At 71.2% G+C, this 21,492-nt stretch carries 17 protein-coding genes and 1 tRNA gene; 8 read left to right on the top strand and 10 right to left on the bottom strand.

Going from position 1 to position 21,492, the window contains the following annotated elements; translation table 11 throughout:
- The first annotated feature begins 242 nt into the window (after nt 1-242).
- From OG589_RS37790 to OG589_RS37760, 7 genes are all read left to right on the top strand, one after another.
- A complete protein-coding gene (locus tag OG589_RS37790) occupies nt 243-1,220 on the top strand; it encodes a DUF1702 family protein (protein ID WP_405143228.1) in 978 nt (325 codons plus the stop codon).
- A complete protein-coding gene (locus OG589_RS37785) occupies nt 1,217-3,103 on the top strand; it encodes a CRTAC1 family protein (RefSeq protein ID WP_405143226.1) in 1,887 nt (628 codons plus the stop codon). Before OG589_RS37790 ends, OG589_RS37785 begins: the two co-directional genes overlap by 4 nt.
- Before the next feature lie 2 nt (nt 3,104-3,105).
- Nucleotides 3,106-4,035, top strand: coding sequence for an enediyne biosynthesis protein UnbU (locus OG589_RS37780; protein ID WP_405143225.1), 930 nt, complete (start codon nt 3,106-3,108; stop codon nt 4,033-4,035).
- A complete protein-coding gene (locus OG589_RS37775) occupies nt 4,032-9,761 on the top strand; it encodes a type I polyketide synthase (RefSeq protein WP_405143224.1) in 5,730 nt (1,909 codons plus the stop codon). Before OG589_RS37780 ends, OG589_RS37775 begins: the two co-directional genes overlap by 4 nt.
- 2 nt (nt 9,762-9,763) lie before the next feature.
- Nucleotides 9,764-10,174: an acyl-CoA thioesterase gene (locus tag OG589_RS37770; protein ID WP_405143223.1), complete on the top strand. Its 411-nt coding sequence runs from the start codon at nt 9,764-9,766 to the stop codon at nt 10,172-10,174.
- Nucleotides 10,175-10,369: 195 nt separating this feature from the next.
- A tRNA-Thr gene (locus OG589_RS37765) sits at nt 10,370-10,446 on the top strand.
- A 210-nt stretch (nt 10,447-10,656) separates the two neighbouring features.
- A complete protein-coding gene (locus OG589_RS37760; RefSeq protein WP_405143222.1) occupies nt 10,657-11,220 on the top strand; it encodes a hypothetical protein in 564 nt (187 codons plus the stop codon).
- Between the two features lie 411 nt (nt 11,221-11,631).
- Here OG589_RS37760 and OG589_RS37755 read toward each other — a convergent pair whose 3' ends face one another.
- Nucleotides 11,632-12,255: a TetR/AcrR family transcriptional regulator gene (locus tag OG589_RS37755; RefSeq protein WP_405143221.1), complete on the bottom strand. Its 624-nt coding sequence runs from the start codon at nt 12,253-12,255 to the stop codon at nt 11,632-11,634.
- Between the two features lie 105 nt (nt 12,256-12,360).
- On the opposite strand from OG589_RS37755, the gene OG589_RS37750 reads away from it, so the two are divergent.
- Nucleotides 12,361-13,170, top strand: coding sequence for a nuclear transport factor 2 family protein (locus OG589_RS37750; protein ID WP_405143220.1), 810 nt, complete (start codon nt 12,361-12,363; stop codon nt 13,168-13,170).
- Nucleotides 13,171-13,604: 434 nt separating this feature from the next.
- Here OG589_RS37750 and OG589_RS37745 read toward each other — a convergent pair whose 3' ends face one another.
- The 9 genes from OG589_RS37745 to OG589_RS37705 form a co-directional block, all read right to left on the bottom strand.
- The gene (locus OG589_RS37745; protein ID WP_405143219.1) at nt 13,605-13,934 is read right to left on the bottom strand and encodes an immunity 51 family protein; all 330 of its coding nucleotides are present in this window, start codon (nt 13,932-13,934) and stop codon (nt 13,605-13,607) included.
- 451 nt (nt 13,935-14,385) lie between these two features.
- Entirely contained in the window at nt 14,386-14,946 is a 561-nt protein-coding gene (locus OG589_RS37740; RefSeq protein ID WP_405143218.1) for a GNAT family N-acetyltransferase, read from the bottom strand.
- Nucleotides 14,947-15,065: 119 nt separating this feature from the next.
- Nucleotides 15,066-15,458, bottom strand: a complete 393-nt coding sequence (locus OG589_RS37735) for a DUF6933 domain-containing protein (protein ID WP_405143217.1) — start codon at nt 15,456-15,458, stop codon at nt 15,066-15,068.
- A 231-nt stretch (nt 15,459-15,689) separates the two neighbouring features.
- Nucleotides 15,690-18,947, bottom strand: coding sequence for a heavy metal translocating P-type ATPase (locus OG589_RS37730; protein WP_405143216.1), 3,258 nt, complete (start codon nt 18,945-18,947; stop codon nt 15,690-15,692).
- Nucleotides 18,948-19,045: 98 nt separating this feature from the next.
- Entirely contained in the window at nt 19,046-19,519 is a 474-nt protein-coding gene (locus OG589_RS37725; protein WP_405143215.1) for a GNAT family N-acetyltransferase, read from the bottom strand.
- Between the two features lie 176 nt (nt 19,520-19,695).
- The gene (locus OG589_RS37720; RefSeq protein WP_405143213.1) at nt 19,696-20,151 is read right to left on the bottom strand and encodes a hypothetical protein; all 456 of its coding nucleotides are present in this window, start codon (nt 20,149-20,151) and stop codon (nt 19,696-19,698) included.
- Nucleotides 20,152-20,177: 26 nt separating this feature from the next.
- A complete protein-coding gene (locus OG589_RS37715) occupies nt 20,178-20,411 on the bottom strand; it encodes a heavy-metal-associated domain-containing protein (RefSeq protein WP_405143212.1) in 234 nt (77 codons plus the stop codon).
- Between the two features lie 109 nt (nt 20,412-20,520).
- Entirely contained in the window at nt 20,521-20,709 is a 189-nt protein-coding gene (locus tag OG589_RS37710; RefSeq protein ID WP_405143211.1) for a hypothetical protein, read from the bottom strand.
- Between the two features lie 90 nt (nt 20,710-20,799).
- Complete coding sequence (locus tag OG589_RS37705) at nt 20,800-21,432, bottom strand: DUF4386 family protein (RefSeq protein WP_405143210.1); 633 nt, start codon at nt 21,430-21,432, stop codon at nt 20,800-20,802.
- Nucleotides 21,433-21,492 lie beyond the last annotated feature (60 nt).

Raw genomic sequence — 21,492 nt, 5'->3', positions numbered from 1 at the left:
CAAATTCAGCGCGAATCAGGAAACCTGTGAGAAACCTGGTTCATTAGATATCTACAAAGCACCTCTATCTTGTTGTGGCCTCTTTCCGAAGACAGTCGAAATTGCCGCCTCAAGCTGCCGTTGGCCGTGGCCATGACCTTGCTGAGCACCGGCAACAGCATATTGACGGTTCACTGACTGAATGTTCAATGTGGTTTAGGCCGTTGGATCTAGATATAGGTAACGGGATATCGATGCCGCCTGTGAAATCCTTCTCTCAACCGCTTCCCGACATCTCACTTCCCCGACACTCCTGGCCGTGGCGCCTCCTGATCCAGAAGCCCGAGACGGCCGACCCGGTCGCCAGGGGCTTCACGGAGCCGGACGCGCCCGCCACCGCCGCCCTGAGGGCGGCGGCAGGTTCGTTCATCGAAGGATTCAACCTCGCCATCGACGCCGCCGGCGTGGCCCACCTGCACTCGGCGCTCGCCGCCGTCACCCCCGACCTCCGCGGCTTCGCCTACGAGGGCGCCGGCATGGCGACCGCCATCCTGGACCTGCTCGGCCCGCCGGGATCCGGACGCGGCCGGACGGCCGCCCTGCTCGCCGGTCCCGGAGACGCCTACACCCACCTGATCCACGTCGGCGTCGGCTGGGGCTACTGCCGCCTCCACCTGCGCCCGGGCCGCAACCTGCCGGGCACCCACCCGCTGTACCGCTGGCTGGCCTACGACGGCTGGGGCTTCCACAGAGGCTTCTTCACCACCGGCGGCACCGTCAGGCGGCGTCGCGCCGAGCCGAACCTCGGCCCCCGCCTGGCCGTACGCGACCAGGGACTGGGGAGGTCCCTGTGGTTCTGCGACGGCGCGGTCCCCGAGGCGATCGCCGGCACCATCGGCGCGTTCCCCGAGGCACGGCAGGCGGACCTGTGGAGCGGCGTCGGCCTCGCGGCCGGCTACGCGGGCGGCGTGCCCGACGGGAAGCTGCTGGAGCTGGTCAAGCTCGCCGCGCCCTACGAGGCCCACCTGGCCCAGGGAGTGGCCTTCGCGTGCGGCGCGAGGGCCCGCGCCGCCCACGTGCCGGAGCACACCGAGCGGGCAGCGCGCGTCCTCGCCGGCGTGGACGCCGCCACCGCGGCGGGGTGGACCGACGCGGCCCAGGAGGGCCTCGGCGGCACCCTCGGCGACTACCAGTCCTGGCGTGCCGGGATCCGTGAACTCTGGCAGGAGGCAACCCGATGATCCGGCTTCTCCGCGCCGGGCTGATGCCCGCGCTCGCCCTGGTGGCCTGCCTGGTCGCCTGGCAGCTCACCCGCCTGCCCGACACCTCCGACACCGTGCGCCGGGCCCCGGAGCGGTTCGCCTTCCAGCGCACCGCGATCAACGAGCCGGGTCCGGGCAGGGGGCTGCGGGAGGTCGCCCCCGCCTACGAGAAGATCAGGTCCTGGATCTCCTCGGTCGGAGCCGCCGTGGCGCTCTTCGACGCCGAGGGGAAGGGCCGGGCCGACGACATCTGCCTGGTCGACCCGAGGACCGACGCCGTCACCGTGCGCCCCGCGCCGGGCGGCGCCGGAGGGTACGCCCCGTTCGCGCTGAGCCACACGGGCATCACGTACACCGCCGCGATGGCGCCCATGGGATGCATGCCCGCCGACCTGGACGAGGACGGCCGCCAGGACCTGCTGGTCTACTACTGGGGCCGATCCCCGGTCAGCTACATCAGGACCGGGGGAATGGACGCGGCGGGCTTCACCCCACGCGAGCTGGTGAGCCCGTACCAGGTCTGGAACACCGACGCGGTGGCCCTCGCCGACGTGGACGGGGACGGGCACGGGGACCTGGTCGTCGGCAACTACTTCGCCGACGGCGCCCAGGTGCTCGACACCACCAGCAAGGCCTCCCTGCACATGCAGGACTCCATGTCCAACGCGGTCAACGGGGGCAGCACCCGGGTCCTGCTCCACTCCGGCGGCGGCGCCTTCACCGAGGCCCCCGACGCGATCCCCGGAGACCTCGGCCACGGCTGGACCCTCGCCCTGGGCGCCCAGGACCTGAACGGGGACGGCCTGCCCGAGATCTACATCGGCAACGACTTCGGTCCCGACCGGCTGCTGGTCAACTCCTCGACCCCGGGGAAGGTCAGGCTGGCGGAGGCCACGGGCCCGAGGGGACCGCTCACCCCCAAGTCCAAGGTGCTCGGCAACGACTCCTTCAAGGGCATGGGAGTGGCGTTCACCGACTTCAACGGCGACGGCGTGCCCGACATGGCGGTCAGCAACATCACCGAGCCGTACGCCCTGGAGGAGAGCAACTTCGCCTGGGTGAGCACGGGTGAGCCGTTCTCCCCCGGCTACGCGCCCTACCAGGACGACAGCGAGCGCCTCGGCACCTCCCGGGGCGGCTGGGCGTGGGACGTCAAGGCAGCCGACTTCGACGCCGACGGCACCGACGAGATCGTGCAGGCCATGGGCTTCGTGCGCGGCGAGGTGAACCGCTGGCCCGAACTGCAGGAGCTGGCCATGGCCAACGACACGCTGCTGCACCTGCCGGGGCTGTGGTTCCAGGCCGCTCCCGGGGACGACATCTCCGGCCACGACTACGACGTGATGTTCGCCAAGGGCGCCGACGGCAGGTACGCCGACGTGGCCCAGGCGGTCGGGCTCGGCGACGACGCGGTCACCCGGGGCCTCGCCGTCGGCGACGTCAACGGCGACGGGCGGCTGGACCTGGCCCTCGCCAACCAGTGGGACCAGAGCCAGTTCTTCCTCAACACCTCGAAGGCCCCGGCCAACCACCTGTCGCTGCGGCTCAGCGTCCCGGCCGGCGCGAACGCGTGCGGCTCGGGAACCGGGGCCGCCACCGCGACCCGGCCGGCCCTCGGCGCGGCCGTAACCGTGAAGACGGGCGGCGGCGACCGCCACGCCCAGCTCTACTACACCAACGGGCACGGCGGCGTGAGCGCCCCCGACCTGTACTTCGGCCTCGGCCAGGCGGCCTCAGGCCCGCTGCCCGTCACCGTCAAGTGGATCGACCCGTGTGGCGCCGCCCACACCGCCACCGCCGACCTCGCCCCCGGCCAGCACGCTCTGCTGCTGACCAACGCGGGCGCCATCAAGGAGGGATGAGCGTGACCACACCCCCCGACAAGCGAATCAAGGCCCTGCGCCGGTTCGCCCTCTCGATCACCGCGCTGAACATCGTGGGTCACCTCGTCCTCGGGTTCGAGCAGGCGTACCTGACCCCGATCGTCGCCATCATCACCGCCTACACGTTCGAGCTGGGCTTCGAGGCGATCGAGGCGAGGCTCCAGAAGCGCGCCCCCCGCTTCGTGGGCACCCCGCCGTTCAGGCACCTGGTCGACTTCCTGCTCCCGGCCCACATCACCGCTCTGGCCTGCGCCATGCTGCTGTACGGCAACGACCGGCTGATGCCCACCATCTTCGCCGTCATCGTGGCGGTGACCAGCAAGTACGTCTTCCGGGTGAAGATCGGCAAGGGCTGGCGGCACGTTCTCAACCCGTCGAACTTCGGCATCGCCACCACGCTCGTGCTGTTCGAGTGGGTCAGCATCGCTCCGCCGTACCACTTCACCGAGTGGACGGGCGGGGTCGTCGACTGGGCCATCCCGCTGGCGATCCTGACGCTCGGCACCATGCTCAACGCCAAGCTCACCGGCAAGTGGCCGCTGATCCTCGGCTGGGTGGGCGGCTTCGTCCTCCAGGCGCTGATCCGCACCACGGTCTTCGACACCTCCCTCATCGGGGCGCTGCTGCCGATGACCGGCGTGGCCTTCATCCTCTACACCAACTACATGATCACCGACCCGGGCACGACACCGTCGAAGCCCGCGCGGCAGGTGGCGTTCGGCATGGCCACCGCCGGCGTCTACGGGCTGCTGGTGTCCTTCCACATCGTGTTCGGGCTCTTCTTCGCCCTGGTCATCGTGTGCGCGATCCGGGGTACGGCCCTGGCGCTGCTCGCGGTGACCGCGTCCGCCCGGGAACGCGGGCCCATACCCCGGGCCGAGCCCGTCGCCGTGCCCGAGGGCGCGAGGTGAGCGGCGCCCCCCGTATCGCCGTCGTCGGGATGGCGTGCCGCTATCCCGACGCGGCGAGCCCCGGCGAGCTGTGGCAGAACGTGCTCGGGAAGCGCCTGGCCTTCCGCCGGGTGCCCCCCGAGCGCCTGCCCGGCGAGTATCGCGGGGACGCCGCCGACCTCACCTACCTCACGCACGCGGCGGTGCTGCGCGACTGGGAGTTCGACCGGGGCCGCTTCGGGGTACCGGGGGCGCTCTACCGCGCGGCCGACCTCACCCACTGGCTGGCCCTGGAGACCGCCGCGGACGCGCTGGCCGACGCCGGCCACCCCGGCGGGCAGGGTCTCGACCGCGACCGGGCCGGGGTCATCCTCGGGAACTCCCTGACCGGGGAGTTCTCCAGGGCCGCCACGCTGCGCCTGCGCTGGCCCTTCCTGCGCAGGGCCGCCGCCTCGGCCCTGTCCGCGCAGGGCGTCGCGCAGCAGGACGCGGCGGAGGTGATCGCGCGCATGGAGGAGCTGGTCAAGCGGCCGTTCCCAGAGCCAGGTGACGAGACGCTCGCCGGTGCGCTGAGCAACACGATCGCCGGCAGGATCTGCAACCACTTCGACCTGCACGGCACCGGGTACACCGTGGACGCCGCCTGCTCCTCCAGCCTGCTGGCCGTCATGACCGCGAGCAGGATGCTGATGACAGGCGAGCTGTCGTTCGCGCTGGCCGGCGGGGTGGACCTCAGCCTGGACCCGTTCGAGATGGTCGGCTTCTCCAGGCTCGGGGCGCTCGCGCGGGACGAGATGCGCGTCTTCGACGCCCGGCCCACCGGCTTCCTGCCCGGCGAAGGATGCGGCGTGGTCGCGCTGACCAGGGCGGAGGACGCGCACGCGCTCGGCCTGCGCGTGTACGCCTACCTCACCGGCTGGGGCACCTCCTCGGACGGCGCGGGCGGGCTCACCAGGCCTGAGAGCTCCGGGCAGGCCATGGCGCTGCGCCGGGCCTACGAGCTGGCCCGGGCCGACCCCGGCACCACGGGACTGGTCGAGGGGCACGGCACGGGCACCGCGGTCGGCGACGAGACAGAGCTGCGGGCGCTCGGCACGGTCCTCGCCACCTCTGCCCGCGAGCGTCCTGCCGCACTCGGCAGCGTCAAGGCGAACATCGGCCACACCAAGGCCGCTGCCGGGGTCGCGGGGCTGATCAAGGCCGTGCTGGCCGCCCACCACCGGGCGATCCCCCCGGCTACCGGCACCGCCGAGCCGCACCCCCTGCTGGCGGGCGCGCCGGTGCGGCTCCCCGCCGAGGCCGAGCCCTGGGACGCGGAGGTGCCCCGCGCCGGGGTCTCCTCCATGGGGTTCGGCGGCATCAACACCCACATCGTCGTGGAGGGCCACCCGCGCCGCCGTACGCCGAACCGGCTGACCGGGGCCGACCGCCGCTGGGCCAGGGGCACCCCCTCGCACGCCGTCCTGCTGCTGGAGGCGCAGGACCGTACGGGCCTGGCGTCCGAGCTGGAGCGCCTGGTCGCGCTGGGCTCCCGGCTCAGCGGCGCCGAACTGCACGACCTCGCCGCCACCCTCGGCCACCAGGCCCGGGGCGACGCGCCCGTACGCGCCGCCTTCGCGGCCCGGACGCCCGACGAGCTGGCCGCCGGAGCCGGCGCGCTGCTCGGCGCGCTGGCCTCATGGGACGGCACGCCGCTGCTGGACGGCAGGGCCGGGTACGCGCTGGCCTCCGGACCTCCCGCCCGCCTGGGGCTGCTCCTCCCCGGCCAGGCCGCGCCGGTACGTACCGCACTGCCGGAATGGGCCCGCGACCTGGCGGGGACCCACTTCCTCCCCGAAGAGACGACATCCCTGCCGGAGACGGCGGGCGAGGGGACCGAGGCGGCGCAGCCCGCCATCGTCAGGCAGACGCTGGCCGGTCTGGCCTGGCTGGAGGCGCTCGGGTGCACCCCGGTCGCCGCCGTGGGCCACAGCCTCGGCGAGATCCCCGCCCTGGCCTGGGCGGGCGCGATCGCCCCCTCGGCCGCGATCCGGCTCGCCACCGAGCGGGGAAGGATCATGGCGCGGTACGGCCTGCCGGGCACGACCATGGCCGGGATCGGCGCGCCCCCCGAGCGGGTGACCGAACTGCTCGGCGACGGAGCGGCCGTCGTCGCGGCGCGCAACGCCCCCGACCAGACCGTCATCTCGGGGCCGGAGGAGGACATCGCCCAGGTCATGGCGCGGGCGTCCGCCGCGGGGCTCCCCGTCTCGCGGCTGCGGGTGTCCCATGGCTTCCACAGCCCAGCGATGCTCCCGGCCGTCGCGCCCCTGCGGGAGGTGCTGGACGGGATCGCCCTGTCGGCCCCCTCGTCGAGCGTGATCTCCACCGTGACCGGCGAGGAGCTCGGCGACTCCTCCGACCTGGTGGAGCTCCTCACCGCCCAGCTCGAACGCCCGGTGCTGTTCACCGACGCCCTCCGCGAGCTGACCGGCCGGTGCGACCTGCTCGTCGAGGCCGGGCCCGGCTCGCTGCTCGCCGACCTCGCCGGACGCGGCCCGTTGCCGGCGATCAGCCTGGACTGCGGCGGCGCTCCCCGCGCCCACGCCTTCGCCACGGCGGTGCTGGTGGCGTGCGCGGGCGGGGACCCGGCGCTGTGGTACGCGGACCGCGCCCATCGCACCATGACCCTGGACACCGAGCTCCGCTTCCTGACCGGCCCATGCGAGCTGGACGCCCCGGCCACGCCGGAACCGGCGTGGGCTCCTGTCTCGGGGTCTCTCCCGGGGTCGTTCGCGGAGGAGATGGCACCGGCCGGCACCCTGCCGGCCGTACCGGAGTGGCGGGCCGGGTACATCCCCTCCGAGGACGTGACCCCGGAGCCGGACGGCGAGGTGGAGCCATTCGACTTCCTGCGGCGCCTGCTCGCCGACGAGCTGGAGCTCCCGATCGACAGCATCCACGCCGGCAGCTCGTTCCTGCGCGACCTGCACATGAACTCCCTGAGGGTGGTGAACCTCGTCTCGCAGGCGACCCGCAGGCTCGGCCTCAGCGCCCCCGCGACGCCCCTGTCCCCCGCCGACGCGACGGTGGGCGAGGCCGCGGAGCTGCTGGCAGGGCTGCCCCCGGCGGACTCCTCGTCCGGCGACGGCCCCGACCTCGCCGAGGGAGTGCGCTCCTGGGTGCGGCCGTTCGCCCACCGCTGGATCCCCTACGAGGACGCCCCGGCGGACGCGGACGGCCCCGCGCCGTACACGGTGACCCTCGAAGGGGACGCGGACGACACGCGGCTCGCCGCCGTGCTGCGGCAGCTCGCGGAGGACTCGCCCGACCGGCTCGTACTCCGCCACGACGGGCACCCGGCCGCGGCGGCGATCGCGCGCAGCTACACGGTCGAACGCGGACGGCCGCCCCGCGCGGTCACGGTCGTACGCCTGGCCGACCTCGCGCAGGCGTTGCCGATGTCGTGGCTCGCCGCGGACGGCTACCACGAGCTGCGGCAGGAGGCCGACGGGTCCCTGTCGAGGTTCGTCACCGTGCCGTATCCGGGGGCGGGCCCGACCTCCGGCGACGCCGCCGACCTCGGCGTCGGAGCGGGAACGGTCTGCCTGGTCACCGGAGGCGCGGAGGGCATCACCGCGTACGCGGCGGCCGACCTCGCCCGCCGCACCGGATGCACGCTGGTCGTGCTCGGCCGTACCGCCGCCGACGAACCCCGCGTCGTCGCCGCGATGGAACGGCTCGGCGTCCCCGCGCACTATCTGAGCTGCGACGTCACCGACGCAGGCGACCTGACGCGCGCCATGGCGGACGCCCGCGGCTTCGGCCCGGTGCGCGGGCTGATCCACGGGGCCGGGGTCAACCGGCCCGCCCGGATGGCCGGGGTGACCGCCGGGACGCTGCGCGACCACCTCGCCCCGAAGGTCGACGGCCTCGCCCTCCTGCTCGGCGCCGTGGGGGAGGACCTGCGGCTGCTGGTGGCGTTCGGCTCGATCATCGGACGGCGCGGGCTCACCGGCCAGGCCGAGTACTGCCTGGCCAACGACTGGATGCGCGCGTCGGTCGAGGACTGGGCGGCGGCCCACCCCGCGTGCCGTACCCACCTGCTGGAGTGGTCGCTCTGGTCCGGGATCGGCATGGGGGTGCGGCTGGACACCGTCGACACCCTGGCCAGGCAGGGGGTCGCGGCGATCGGGCCGGAGAGCGGCCTCGCGCTGTTCCGCTCGGTGCTCGACGACCCCGGCGCCCCGGTCACGCTGCTGCTCACCGGCCGGTTCCCCGAGGGGCCCACCCTCCGCGTCGAGGGAGAGGACCCGCCGCCGCTCAGGTTCGCCGAGTACGTACGCACGCGCACCCCGGGCGTCGAAGCCGTGCTCGACGCCGAGCTCGGCATCGGCTCCGATCCCTACCTGGGCGACCACCGGATCGGCGGAGTTCCCGTACTCCCGGCCGTGCTCGGCCTGGAGGCGATGGCCCAGGCGGCCGCGGTGGCCGGGCGGGGCGAGGGCCCGTGGTCGTTCACCGACCTGCGGCTGAACGCGCCGATCACCGTGGCGGAGACGGAGAGCACCATGCTCCGTGTCGCGGCGCTCGACGCCGGGGACGGCGTCCACCTGGCGGTGCGGGACGGCGCGGACGCCTTCGCGACCGACCGGTTCACCGCCCGCGCCACCCCCGCGATCCCCATCCCCCCTGAGGGAACGTGGGAGGACCCCGAGTGGCGGCGGGAGCCGGAAGGGACGCACCCGTCCCCTGAGAGAACCTGGAAGGACTCCGAGTGGCGGCGGGAGCCGGAGCCGGAAGGGACGCACCCGTTCTACGGGCCGGTCTTCTTCCACACCGGCCGGTTCGAGCGGGTGCGCGACTACTCGCTGCTGACCGCCTTCCGGGTACGCGCCCGGCTGAGCGCGTCGTCCGCGAAGTGGTTCTCCTCCTTCCACCCGGGCGAGCTGATCCTCGGCGATCCCGGCATCCAGGACGCCGCCATCCACGCCCTGCTGGCCTGCGTGCCGCACCGCCAGGCCCTGCCGGTCGGGGCCGAACGCGTCACCGTGTGGCGCCGCCCGTCCGGACGTTGCCTGCTGGAGGCGTCCGAGCGCGAGCACCACGGGCTGGAGTACGTCTTCGACGTCGACGTGCGCGACGCGGACGGGCCGGTGGCCCGCTGGGAAGGGCTGCGGCTGCGCGCCGTCGGACCGCGCGCGTGGCCGGGACCGCTGCCGGTCGCCCTGGTGGGGCCGCTGCTGTCGCGGCTGCTGTCGGAGCAGGACGTGGCCTCGGCGGTGGAGCTCTGCGCCGCCCCCGGAGGCCGCGGCTCGGGCGCGGGCCTGCTGGAGTCGCTCGGCGCGGGCCCGGTCACCCACGACGCGCGCGGCGCCCTGGTGACCGGCCACGGATCGGCGTCCGCCGCCTACGCGGCCGGGCACGTGCTGGTGGCCTCGGCCGATCACCCCGTCGGCCTCGACTGGGAGCAGACCGACGCGCTCGACACCCCCGAACGGGCCTCGCTGCTCGGCGAGCGGGACGAGGACCTCGCCCAGATCCTGACGGAGAAGACGGGCGAGGACATCGTCGCCTCCTCCGCGCGCCTGTGGACAGCCCACGAAGCCCTGGTGAAAGCCGGCTCCGCCGAGCCGCTTCTGGTGGAACAGCTCGGAGACCACGGCCTGGTGACCTTCAGCGCCGGGGAGTTCCGCGTGGCCACGATCCCCATCCACTGCCGGCCGGGAGACCTCACCGTAGCCGTCGCCGTACCGAGAAGAAGATGATCATGCGTACCTATCTGTACCGGCACATCGTCACCCTGGACGAGACCAACCTCGTGGGAAACGTGTACTTCGCCCACTACGTGCACTGGCAGGGGCACTGCCGCGAGTACTTCCTCGCCGAGCACGCCCCGGCCACGCTCAAGGAACTGCGCTCGGGCGACCTCGCGCTCGTCACCGTGAACTGCCAGATGAACTACTACGAGGAGTGCTTCGCCCTGGAGGAGATCGAGGTGCTCATGTCGCTCGGATCGTCCCAGGGCAGCCGCGTCACGATGAACTTCGACTTCAGGCGCGACGGGGCCCTGGTGGCGCGGGGCGGCCAGACCGTCGCCTGCCTCCGCAGAACCCCGGACGGCATGACCCCCACCCCGGTCCCCGAAGAACTCGCCACCGCCCTGCTCGCCTTCGCCTGACCCCCTCCGGCCTTCTAACGAGTCGCCTCCCCCACCTCTCCGGCCTTCTAACGAGTCACTTCCCCCACCTCTCCGGCACTCTCGCGGGAGCTTCCCCCCTCGCCTGACGGCCGAGTGATCATCCGATGTCCGGCATGGCCCGCAGACCGCCGGGGGCTGGTACCCTATAGGCGGTCGTGGGGTTCCTACGACCATGCCGCCTTAGCTCAGTCGGCCAGAGCACTTCACTCGTAATGAAGGGGTCAAGGGTTCGATTCCCTTAGGCGGCTCCAGGTCAAAGGCCCTCCCGGAAGATCCGGAAGGGCCTTTTTCATGGGCGTACAGCAGTTCCGTACAGCAACGGGGCCGCGCTACCCCTCGTCGTCCAAACTGTCGTTCAGCCGGTCCAGCCCCCTACGAGTCTCAGGCGTCGGAATCTGCGTGTAGACGTTCATGGTCACCGAGATCTGCGAGTGCCTGAGAATGCGCATTGCGACGCGTGGATGAACGTCGAGCGCGCAACTGGGACCAGTACGTCGCAGGCCTGGACCCCGCCCACCAGCGGCAAGAGCACCACCACCCAGGCCCTTCACCGGCTCGACCCCCGGTTTCGGCTGCTGCGCAAGCTCAAGGTCGGCACCGGGCGAGCCGAGGAATACCACCTCGTCACCGCCGCCCGCCTCGACGAGCTGCGCCAGGCCGGCCGCACGGTCGCCGAGACCCACCGGTACGGCAACACCTACGCCATCGACCGCGCCGAGGTCGACGACATGGGCCAGGCCGGGCTCATCCCGGTCGCCCACATCGGCAACATCGCCGACCTGCGCCGCCTCGTCGGGCGAGACCCCTGGTTGCGCGTCCTGCTGTGGGTCCCACGGGAGGTCTGCGAGCAGCGGTCGCGCCACCGCGGGGACGTCGACACCGCCCAGCGCCTGGCCGCGTGGGAGGCTGACCAACCCAAGCTCTGCGCGGACTGGCCATCATGTCGCCCGGCGAGACTTCCGCTCATGCCGAATTGCGGTTGGTGCGTTGCCGCACTGTTGAGGCCGCCGTGCCATTTTGATTGAACCGCTCGATGCAGTCGGACATCAGTGGATGTGTGGCGAACAGCCCGGATACGCCCCCGCCTGGGCTGAACGGGCTTTTGGGGGCACCACCTGCTCGACCGCCTTGCCCAGGATCCGATACGACTCGCCGGAACGCACCTAGTACCAGCGCAAACGCGCTGCCGGCAAGAGCTACAAAAGCACCTTGTTCGGTGATGGCGTGGTGGGACGCTTGTGGGCCCAGGTGCTCGTGATTACGTCTACCGGATCTACGACGGGCCCGGTCACGCCGATCTGCGCGCCCGCACCCGTGACTTGTTCACTGATGCCGCCGCGCGGCCCACACCCGGCGCGATGTCGTTGCTCCCCGGTCGTCCGGTTACCAGGGGAACGAACCCAAACCGTCCCATCTGTACACGAATGGGATGGTTGTTAATCGCCAGTTTGATGCGGAAGGCCGCCGTAACGTAGTCCGTTCATGAGGAGGGCGAGCAGGCGGTCGGCTTGAGCGGAGCTGTCCGGGGTGTCCTGAGCGGCCCAGGCGATAGCGCCGACCATCTTCAGCACATCCGCTTCATCCGCAACGGCGACGACCACGCCTGATTGCCGCGCCCGCGCCAGCAACGCGGCCCCTACCTCGAACATCTCCGCATGCCAGGTCGATACCAGGCCATTCCCGTGGTCGAGCGCTGAGTTCATCACCGCGGCCGCCAGACCCCGATAGGTCAAGGCATGCGTGAGCGCAGCACGCAACCACGTGGACAACGCCTCGAACTCGTCCTCGACTGACAGCAGCTCGCGACCATGGCCGACCAACTCGGCTATCTGCTCGGCGAGGACCGCCTCGATGAGATCCAGCCGAGTGGGGAAATGCCGATACAGCGTCCCGCTGGCCACTCCTGCCCGCCGAGCGATCTCGTCCAAGGAGGCGTCCACGCCGAACTCGGCGAACGCAATTCGCGCCTGCTCGAGCAACTGCTCGTAGTTACGTCGGGCGTCTGCACGCCTCGGACGCCCGGCACGCGACCGCGATTCGTGGCCTGCCAGCGCAATCACCGCACCCTTGCTAACCGGGGACACAGTCCGCTACCGTGCCCATCTAACCGGACCATGCCTCACTTTACTGGCATGGCTCACCCCGAGCATGGAGGAGCCACCCCAATGGCGCTGACGGAACAAGACCGGATCGACATCAACGACCTGATCAATCTCCACGGCCACCTCACGGACGCGGGCGAGCTGGACCAAGCGGGTGAGCTGTTCACCCCAGATGTCACCTATGACCTGGACGACTTCGGCCTCGGCTCGTTGCACGGGACCGCGGCCATGCGTGAGGCCGCGCTCGCATTGGGCGATGCCAACCCGGTCGGCCATCACGTCACCAACATCGTGATCACACGGATCGACGATCGCTCGGCGCGGGTCCAATCCAAAGGAGTCGGCATCAAGGCCGACGGAACGGCCGGCAGTGTCGTCTACGACGACATCGTCACGCGCCAGTCCGACGGCTGGAAGATCCGCTACCGCAAGGTGACTGCCAGGCGAGCGGCACTCGGCGAGCAAGAAGCTGGTCCGCGTGAGGTTCTGGAGCGTTGGCGCCAAGCCGCTATCAGCCAGTCCGCCCATGACATGGGCCGTGTGTACGCAGTCGACGCGGTCCATGAGTTCCCGTTCACACGCCCAGGCGTGCCGTCCCGGCTCGAGGGCCGGGACGAGATCGTGAGTTGGACAGCCGCAGTGTGGAAGACCAACACGTTCAAGTACGAGCGGTACCGCACCCTTGCCATCTACGACACCAACGATCCAGACACGATCATCGTCGAGCAGGAAGCCCTCGGGACCAGCACATCCACCGGCGAGTTCGCGCTTCCCAACATCGTTGTGCTCACCGTGCGCAACGGGCAGATCGCCCATCTGCGCGACTACGTCAACATCCTGGCAGCCGCAGCCGCCATGGGGCGCGATATGTAAAGGCTGAAACCGTACACGGAACCGAACGTGATACGGGTGAGCGCGTCCAGCTGGTCAGCTGACCGGAAACGCACTCTGAGGTCGGGAGTCCCCGCTCTGCCAAGAAAGACGACACGCGCGTCACCGTTCGGTCTGTGGCCACCCTGCGGGAAGGTCCCGCATTGCCTGCAGTTCATCGACTGGCGCTGCTGCACCCGACGCGAACGATCGATGCTGGCGACCCACGGGAACGTGCGCCCACCCGAGGACACAACTGCTCGCAAACGCGCTCTCATGCCGCGAGTAGCGCGGCCGGGCTGAGCAGCTCTGAAGAACTGCCGTAACCGACGAGCGACGCTTTTGTGAAGTCTATCGGCCTGCATACCGGTAGCAATCTTGGTAGCCCGAACCTGGTTGTCAGCCGAACAGTGAGCCAAATGGGCTCGCGCGCGTGATCAGTCATCGAACCCGAAGCCGCTGGCCTCGGCCGAGGCGATGAGCCTCCGCATGCGATCACCGTCTGCGGCCACGGCGGTCATCAGCGCAGCCAGCTCTTGGAGTGCGGTTTGGTCCGCACCGTACGCGCAGAACATGCCACCTTCCGGATCATACGAGAATCGCCCGTCTAGGGTCGGGGCCTCCGTGCTCACGAGGAATTGCGCGACGCCTTCCCAGAAGTACCCGTTTGGCTCGTGACCGAGCTTCTCAACGAGCCCATCTACTTGTGTCGTCCCTGCGTCCAGCAGCAATGAGAACTTCCCGGGCGTGGTTTCGATCAATCTCATCGGACTCATCGGCGCAGCGTGGCACTCCCGAAGCGAAGTGGCAACCTTCCGGGCGAGTCGACAGCAGGTGTGGCCGGTGCGCGGCCCTCCATGCCGCGACCGCCGTCGCCGCCGGGTGTTAGGAACTACCGGCGCGGCAGAGCTTGACCAGCGCTGATACCGAGCCCAGACATCCGCTCATGCCACAAGCTGGGCGGTCGGTAGGCGGGTCGGCTCTGGTTTTCCACTCGGGGTGGGCGCAGCTTCGGGTATGACTTCGTTCGATGAGTTCCTGACGGCGACGACCGGAGCGGTGGGTACTGATCCGCTGCGGATGGCGACCGTCGCCTACCTTGCCCGCTACAGGGGCACGTCTCGGATGCACACCGAGTCCGATCTTCGGATCTTCCTGGGCGTGCACCGAGCGGAACCTGGAGCCACTGTCCGTTCAGCGGGCTCAGGTCGAGCTCTCCTACGGCGCCGTCCCGTGGCGCCATGTCTCGGCGAGCAGGGCGTACGTGTAGCCGTCCACCCAGCCCAGCTCGGCGTGCCAGGAGTCGCCGACGCCGTGCTGCTCACGACGCATGCCGACCTTCTCGAGGAGCCGCACCGAGGCAAGGTTGTCCGCGAAGCAGCCAGCGGTGATCCTTCGAACGTGCAGCCGGTCGAACGCGTGCGCCACCATCGCGGTGACAGCCTCAGTCGCGTAGCCGTGGCCGCCGTACGCCGGGTCGAAGATGTAGCCGAGTTGAGCCTCCGTCCGCGGCGGCATGCCGGGCTGACCCATACCGTCGACCACGTCGAGCGAGACGGTCCCGATCACCACGCTGTCAAGGGCCACCGCCACGCTGTGGTCGTCGGGGTCCTCCGCCGCGCGCCGCCACACCGCGCGGAAGGACGCAGGGTCGACCTCCGTGCGCAGTAGCCAGCGAGTGACCTCCGGCAGGTTGCGGTACTCCAGGATCCGGTCGACGTCCTCGTCACGCACCGGGCGAAGCTCGAGGCGCTCGGTGCGTAGGTTGGTGCTCTCCATGAGGTGGGACGTTAGCGGACGCACCACGGCTACACATCCGGTTATCCTGCCGTCCGGCCGGACAGGGCTCACCTAGCAGGTGGCTGCGCCCGCGTGCGCCGACAGCACCGGACGCACTGTCATGCCGCGGAGGGGATCGTGTCCGGTCCTGCCTTCGATCCTTGCGCGGCGGTGTGGCCGTCGTTGGCTGGCCAGCTCGCTGGAGGTGTGATAGAGCGCAGCAACGCCTGCAGTTCGCGGTCGGGACTGATGTGTTTGCTGTAGAGGGGTCCGCAGGGTGTGGTCGCCAGGCGCATCGCGAGGCCGAGCAGATCCGTCGCCGGGGTGTCACCGCGGTAGGTCTCGGCGAGGTAAGTGAACTCGTTCATGATGCCGACGACGCTGCGGTTGGCGGTCTTGGCGAGGCGGCGGTCGCGCATCTGCTGCAATTCCTCGCCGGCGATCGTGTCGGGGGTTCCGTGCGCGGCGAGCACCGTGGCGACCTGCTGCGGGACCAGGGGGCATCGAACCACAGCCGCTCATCGACCGCCGGCTCCTCGACCGGGACCCGCTCCCAACGCAGCGGCAGGCTCACCTTCGCCACAACGCACGAGCTTGCTCGGAACGGCTGATCCTTGTTTGGGTAACCAACTGCCGCCACGTTCGGAGCCGATCCGCCGGGCGATCGGAAAGTGCTTCGACGTCGCCGGCGCCGGGCCGGTCGCCGACGTGGTGACAGTGGTGGTCATTGGGCTCTCCTTCGGTCAGCGGGCTTGGACGGTGAACGGCACGGTGATCACGTCAGCGTCGGCGAGCCGGAACTGCGCCCACAGCTGGTAGGTCCCGGCGGTGGGGAACTCGGCGTGCACGTCGAGTTCGGGGCCGAAGGTCTGGCCGGGCAGGGCGAAGACCGGGCGGCCGTCGGCGTCGGTGACCTCGGCGTGTTCGTGGGCGAAGGTCTGCCCATCGGCGCGCATGACCACGATGTGGCCGGCGGCGGCGAGGTAGGGCTGCAGGTCGTCAACCGGGCGGCCAGTAGCGGCGTCGCTGAATGTGTAGTGCAGGTCGCTGCGCCCGCCGACCTCGGCGTCGCCGTCGAGCTGCACGCGGACGCCGTCGACGACGGCGCTGCGCAGGCCCTCGGTGAGGGTCACTGGCGCGGGGGCGTGGCCGGCGACGGTGAGCACCTGCCGGGAGTGGACGTCGGCCATCTGGCCCTGCCGGCGGAACTCGGTGTTGACGATGTACTGCCCGGCGGTGGGGAAGGTGATGTCCACCGCGAGCTCCCCGGGCCGGCCGGTCGGCCGCGGATGCACGTGGGCGAACGTGCCGAGGTCGGCGCGGGTGGCGATCAGGTGCATCCACGCCTCGTGACTGCGGGTCAGATCCTCCACCGGCTTCCCTGTCCCGCTGTCGACGACGGTGGCCACCAGCCGGGTCGGCACGCCGGGCCGGGTGCTCGCGGGCAGGTCGAAGTGGACATCGAGCCCTGCCTCGGCGGCGTCGGTCGCCGGGACGTCGGCGGTCATCATCACGCTCATCGCCGGGCGCATCGGCATGCCGGTGCCCTGCGCCCAGGCCAGCTGCCCGTTCATGCCGCGCTCGGCGAAGTCCATCCGGCTGACCGCGGTCAGCGCGGCGCCCAGGGCCAGGGCGACGACCGCGATGCCGGTCAGGTAGGCGTACTGGCCGACCCGGGCGCGCCGCGGCGGGTGCAGGATCTCCTGAGCCGTGGCCGGGCGGCGGAAGCGGCGCAGCCGCAGCGCGTTGGTGACCACGCTGACCGAGCTCATCGCCATCGCCGCACTGGCCAGCACTGGGTCGAGCAGCAGGCCGTTCCACCAGTACAGCGCCCCGGCGGCGACCGGGATGAGCAGCAGGTTGTAGCCGAACGCCCAGCTCAGACCCTGCTTCATCGTCGTCACGGCGCGCCGCGACAGCGCGATCGCCGAGACGATCCCGCGCAGGTCGCCACCGACCAGGGTGATGTCGGACGCGGCGATCGCAACATCGGCGCCGGTGCCGACCGCCAGGCCGATCGCGGCTTCACTGAGGGCGCCGGCGTCGTTGATGCCGTCCCCGCAGAAAGCGACGACGTGTCCCTGCTCCTGCAGCTTGCGCACCTTCGCCGCCTTCTCGGCCGGCAGCACCTCGGCGAGCACGTGCTCGATGCCGACCTGTTCGGCGATCGCCGCGGCGGTGGCGGTGTTGTCGCCGGTGAGCATCCACACCTGCAGGCCCAGCGCCTTCAGCTGGGCGACCGCCTCGGCCGACTCCGCCTTGACCGTGTCGGCCACGGTGAGCACGGCGGCCGCGGCCCCGTCGACCGCGACGAACATCGGCGTGCGGCCGGCCGCGGCCTCCGCGGCGACGGTGGCCTCCAGCGCGGCGACGTCGACGCCGCAGGCGGCCATCAGCGCGGCGTTGCCCACGAGCACGCGCTTCTCGCCGACGACGGCGTCGATGCCGTGCCCGGGAACGGCGTCAAAGGAGCGCAGCGCCGGCAGGTCGAGGAAGCGAGCGGTGGCGGCGACGACGATCGCCTCGCCGACCGGGTGCTCGCTGCCGGTCTCGGCGGCCGCCACGAGAGCCAGGACGTCGTCCTCGGTCCAGCCACCGGTGGTGGTGATGCCGGTCAGGGCCGGCTTGCCCCGGGTGATCGTGCCGGTCTTGTCGAGAATCACGGCGGTGACCCGTCGCGCGGTCTCCAGCGCGTCCCCGTTGCCGATGAGGATACCCAGCTCTGCGGCGCGGCCGGTGCCGACCATCACCGCCGTTGGCGTGGCCAGACCGAGTGCGCAGGGGCAGGCGATGATCAGCACCGCGATCGTGGTGCTGATCGCCGTCGTCAGCCGCCCGGTATCCGGGCCGAGCAGCGCCCACGCGACGAAGGTGGCCGCGGCCAGGCCGAGCACGATCGGCACGAACCAGGCCGAGACCCGGTCGGCGAGGCTCTGCAGCGGCACCTTCGCGCCCTGCGCGTCCTCGACCAGCCGGACGATCTGCGCCAGCGCGGTGTCCGCGCCGACCGCGGTCGCCCGCAGCACCACCGTGCCGGTGCGGTTGATCGTGGCGCCGATGACCTGATCGCCGGCGGCCTTGTCCACCGGCAGGCTCTCGCCGGTCAGCATGCTCTCGTCGACCGCGGTGGCGCCGTCGGTGACGACGCCGTCGACCGGGATCTTCTCGCCGGGCCGGACCCGCACCAGGTCGCCGACGACGACCTGTTCGACCGGGATGTCAACCGCGGCGCCGTCGCGCAGCACGCGGGCGGTCTTCGGCGCCAGCCCGACCAGGGCGGTGATCGCTGCGGCGGTCTGCTTCTTCGCCTTCGCCTCCATCCACCGGCCGGCCAGGACGAGGGCGAGGATGACCAGCGAGGTCTCGAAGTACACGTGCAGCGGCAAGCCCCACCGCTCGGCGGCCGCGGGCCAGAGGGTGACGAACGCGCTGTAGGCGTAGGCGACCCCGGTCCCCAGCGCCACGAGGGTGTTCATGTTCGTGCTGCGGTGCCGCGCGGCGGCCCAGGCGGCGCGGTAAACGTCCCGCCCGGCCCAGAACTGCACAACCGTGGCGACCACGAGGATGGCCGGCATCAGCCAGTCCATCGCGTCGAGGTAGAGCGGCACGTACATCAGCACCATCAGCCCGAGGCCGGTGGCGAGGGTGATCTGCCACTTGCGCTTGAGCGACGTCAGGTGGGCCTCACTGTCCCGTTCTTCGCTCGCCGCGGCGTTCGCGTCGGCGGTCGCCTGCCCGGCGGCGGGCCGGGCGTCGCGGCGCGGGGTCGCGGTGTAGCCGGCCCGGGTGACCGCCGCGGTCAGCTCCCCCAGCCCCACCTGCGCCGGGTCGAAGCGGACGGTGGCGACCTCGGTGGCCAGGTTGACCTCCGCGGCTGCCACCCCGTCGACACGGCGAAGCGCCTTCTCCACCCGGCCGACGCACGAGGCGCACGTCATGCCGCCGATGTCGAGGGTGCAGCTGGCGGTCGCCGCGGCGGCGGTCGACGCGGTGATAGTCATTGCGGTCTCCTGTTCGGGCGGGGGTACGGGGGCTACGGCTGATTGTTCGGGGTGGGGACCGGCCTCGGACCGGCGATTTCGCCAGGTACGCGGCCGGGTCAGTGGCCGGTGGCCAAGTCGGCGTACGCGCTCGGGGGCCAGGCGGCGAGGATCTTGGGCCGCAGGGTGGCGCCGAGGCGGCGGTAGAAGCGCTGCGCGTCGACGTTGTCGACCTCCATGCCCCAGCGGATGAGCAGTCGCCCGGGTGCGGCCAGTGCGGCGAGAGCGGCCATGAGCTGCCAGCCGGCGCCGACGTCGCGGTGCCCGGGGCGGACGTAGAGGTCGTCGAGGTTGAGCACGTCGCCACCGGTCCACAGGTGCAACTGGCGGACTGAGGAGACGTAGCCGACCGCCAGCCCGCCGCGCTCGGCCAGCAGGACGATCACCTCGGGGCGTCCGAGCAGGGCGCGCCACTGCTCGTCGGCGACGTGTACCTGCGCCGCCTGGTCCTCGTGGGCGGCGATCTCGCGGACCATCGCGGCCACGTCGGCGGCATCATCCGGCGTGGCCCGGCGGATCGTGACCTCGGTCATCGCGGGGCGTCCTCTCGTGGGGTGGGGTGATGGACGGGACGGACGCGGCGGCGGGAGCGGGGAGGACGGCTCCCGCCGCCGCGGTCGGGTTCACGCGACGCCGCAGGTGTCACCGACGCCGCAGGTGTCACCGACGTCGCAGGTGTCACCGACGTCGCCGGGCCGGGGTCGGGGCCTCAGCAGTGGGCGTACTCGTGCGGGCGCAGCAGCATGGCCACGGCCATCGCCGGGAGCATGAGCAGGTGGCCCCACAGCATCAGGGCGCCGGTGTCGATGAGCTCGAGCGCCAGCGGCACGAACAGCACCAGGAAGGGCACGTACATGGCCGCGCCCATCTCGGCGATGGGCCGCCAGCGGTGGCCGCGGAACCTCATCCACGCGGACATGGCCACCGTCATGTTCGTCGCCATGATCAGCGCGCCGGTGTACGGGTTGTGCATCAGTCCGGCGGCACCGAGGGCGTCGAGGACGAACATCCACACCGGGTGCAGGACCACCATGCCGACGGCCATCGCCACGACCATCTCGGCGAAGTGCAGGGCGAACTTCTTGGCGCTCAGGCGGTGGCCGTTGTGCGCCACGGCGTCGGTGGGCGCGGGGGCTGTGCTTGGGGTGGCGGGTTGGCTGTGCACGACATGTCTCCAGGGATGGGCGCGGGTCACGGGACGAGGGCGTAGCCGGCCTCGTCGACTGCGGCGGCGATATCGGCGCGGTCGACCGGCTGGGAGGCGGTGACGGTGACGCTGCCGGTGGCCAGGTCGACGGTGACGGACTCGACGCCGGCGACCCTCGAGATCTCCTCGGTGACGGAGCGGACGCAATGCGCGCAGGTCATACCGGTCACCTCGAAGGTGGTCGAGCCGATGAAGGTGCGTGGGGTGCTGGACAGCAAGGGGAACTCCTCGAGGTGCTGGTGGTGTGCGGTCAGGTAGAAGAGTCGGCGCGGGGGTGGGTGCGTCTCACCGGGGAAATCGCCGGGTTATTCGCCGGGATCGGCCAGATCAGTGGCCCTGCCCGCCGGGACCGTGGCCGGTGGTGCCGGTGCCGGGCTTGCCACCGGGCACGGCGAGCGGGGTGAGGATGGGTGGCCGCCGGCCCGGCGTCGCGGTGGCCGCCCCAGGTGGGGCGGCCACCGCGGTCCGCGGCTGGTCGAAGGCGGGGTGTGGGCTCAGCCCACGGGTGCCATGCACGGCGTCCTGGATGGGGACGATCTTCGCCTTCGCGTCGGCGCGGTCGCCGGCGATGTCGAAGGTGACCAGCGCCGAGCGCCCACGCCTTCATCAGCCAGGCGACGGGGCCTCCGAATCCCGCATCCGCCAGGCGACCACGACCAGCCAGATCATCCACGCCACGTCCAGGACGAAGGCCAGCACGATTGCGATCGTCTCCGTTCGCGAGAAACCCACGGAGCCGACCACCCAGCCCTGCACCAGGTAGGTGAGGCCCGAAAGCCCCATCAGGTGGGCTATCGGCCGCGGGACCCAAGCCGTCCGCACGACCGCGGCCGCGAACAGGAGCAAAGCGAGGCCCAAGGCGAAGTTTTGGTAGCTCCTCACCCCCCACTCAAGCCAGCGGATTGCCTCGGCGCTCGCGAAGCGCGCCGGCTTCTCGGCGTCCGGGGCGCTCGCCCACGCGTAAACGGCCTGCTTGAGGGCGACCCCGTCCACCGCCTGGAGCAATCCGTACAGCGCCAGCGTCGCCACCGCCGAAGCGGCACCGAATCGACCCGCCCATCTCGCCGTTCCAGCCTGAACGTCCAGGGCGAAGAACAGGGCGAGCAGCCCCGCGAGGAAGATCGCCATTCCCGCGAACTGGCCGAGGTGCACGACTGTCCAGATCCCGCTGCCGGCGTACTCGGCGAACACGGCGGGGTGGTCATTCGCGTCCCCATCGGCGTGGAACTGGGTGACCACGATGTATAGGAGTTGTCCCACGAGCAGCAGCGTGGCGGACAGACGCAGCGACGTGCGACG

Source organism: Sphaerisporangium sp. NBC_01403 (assembly GCF_045040145.1).
Lineage (GTDB): Bacteria > Actinomycetota > Actinomycetes > Streptosporangiales > Streptosporangiaceae > Sphaerisporangium > Sphaerisporangium viridialbum.
This window is presented reverse-complemented; position numbering and strand designations above follow the sequence as displayed.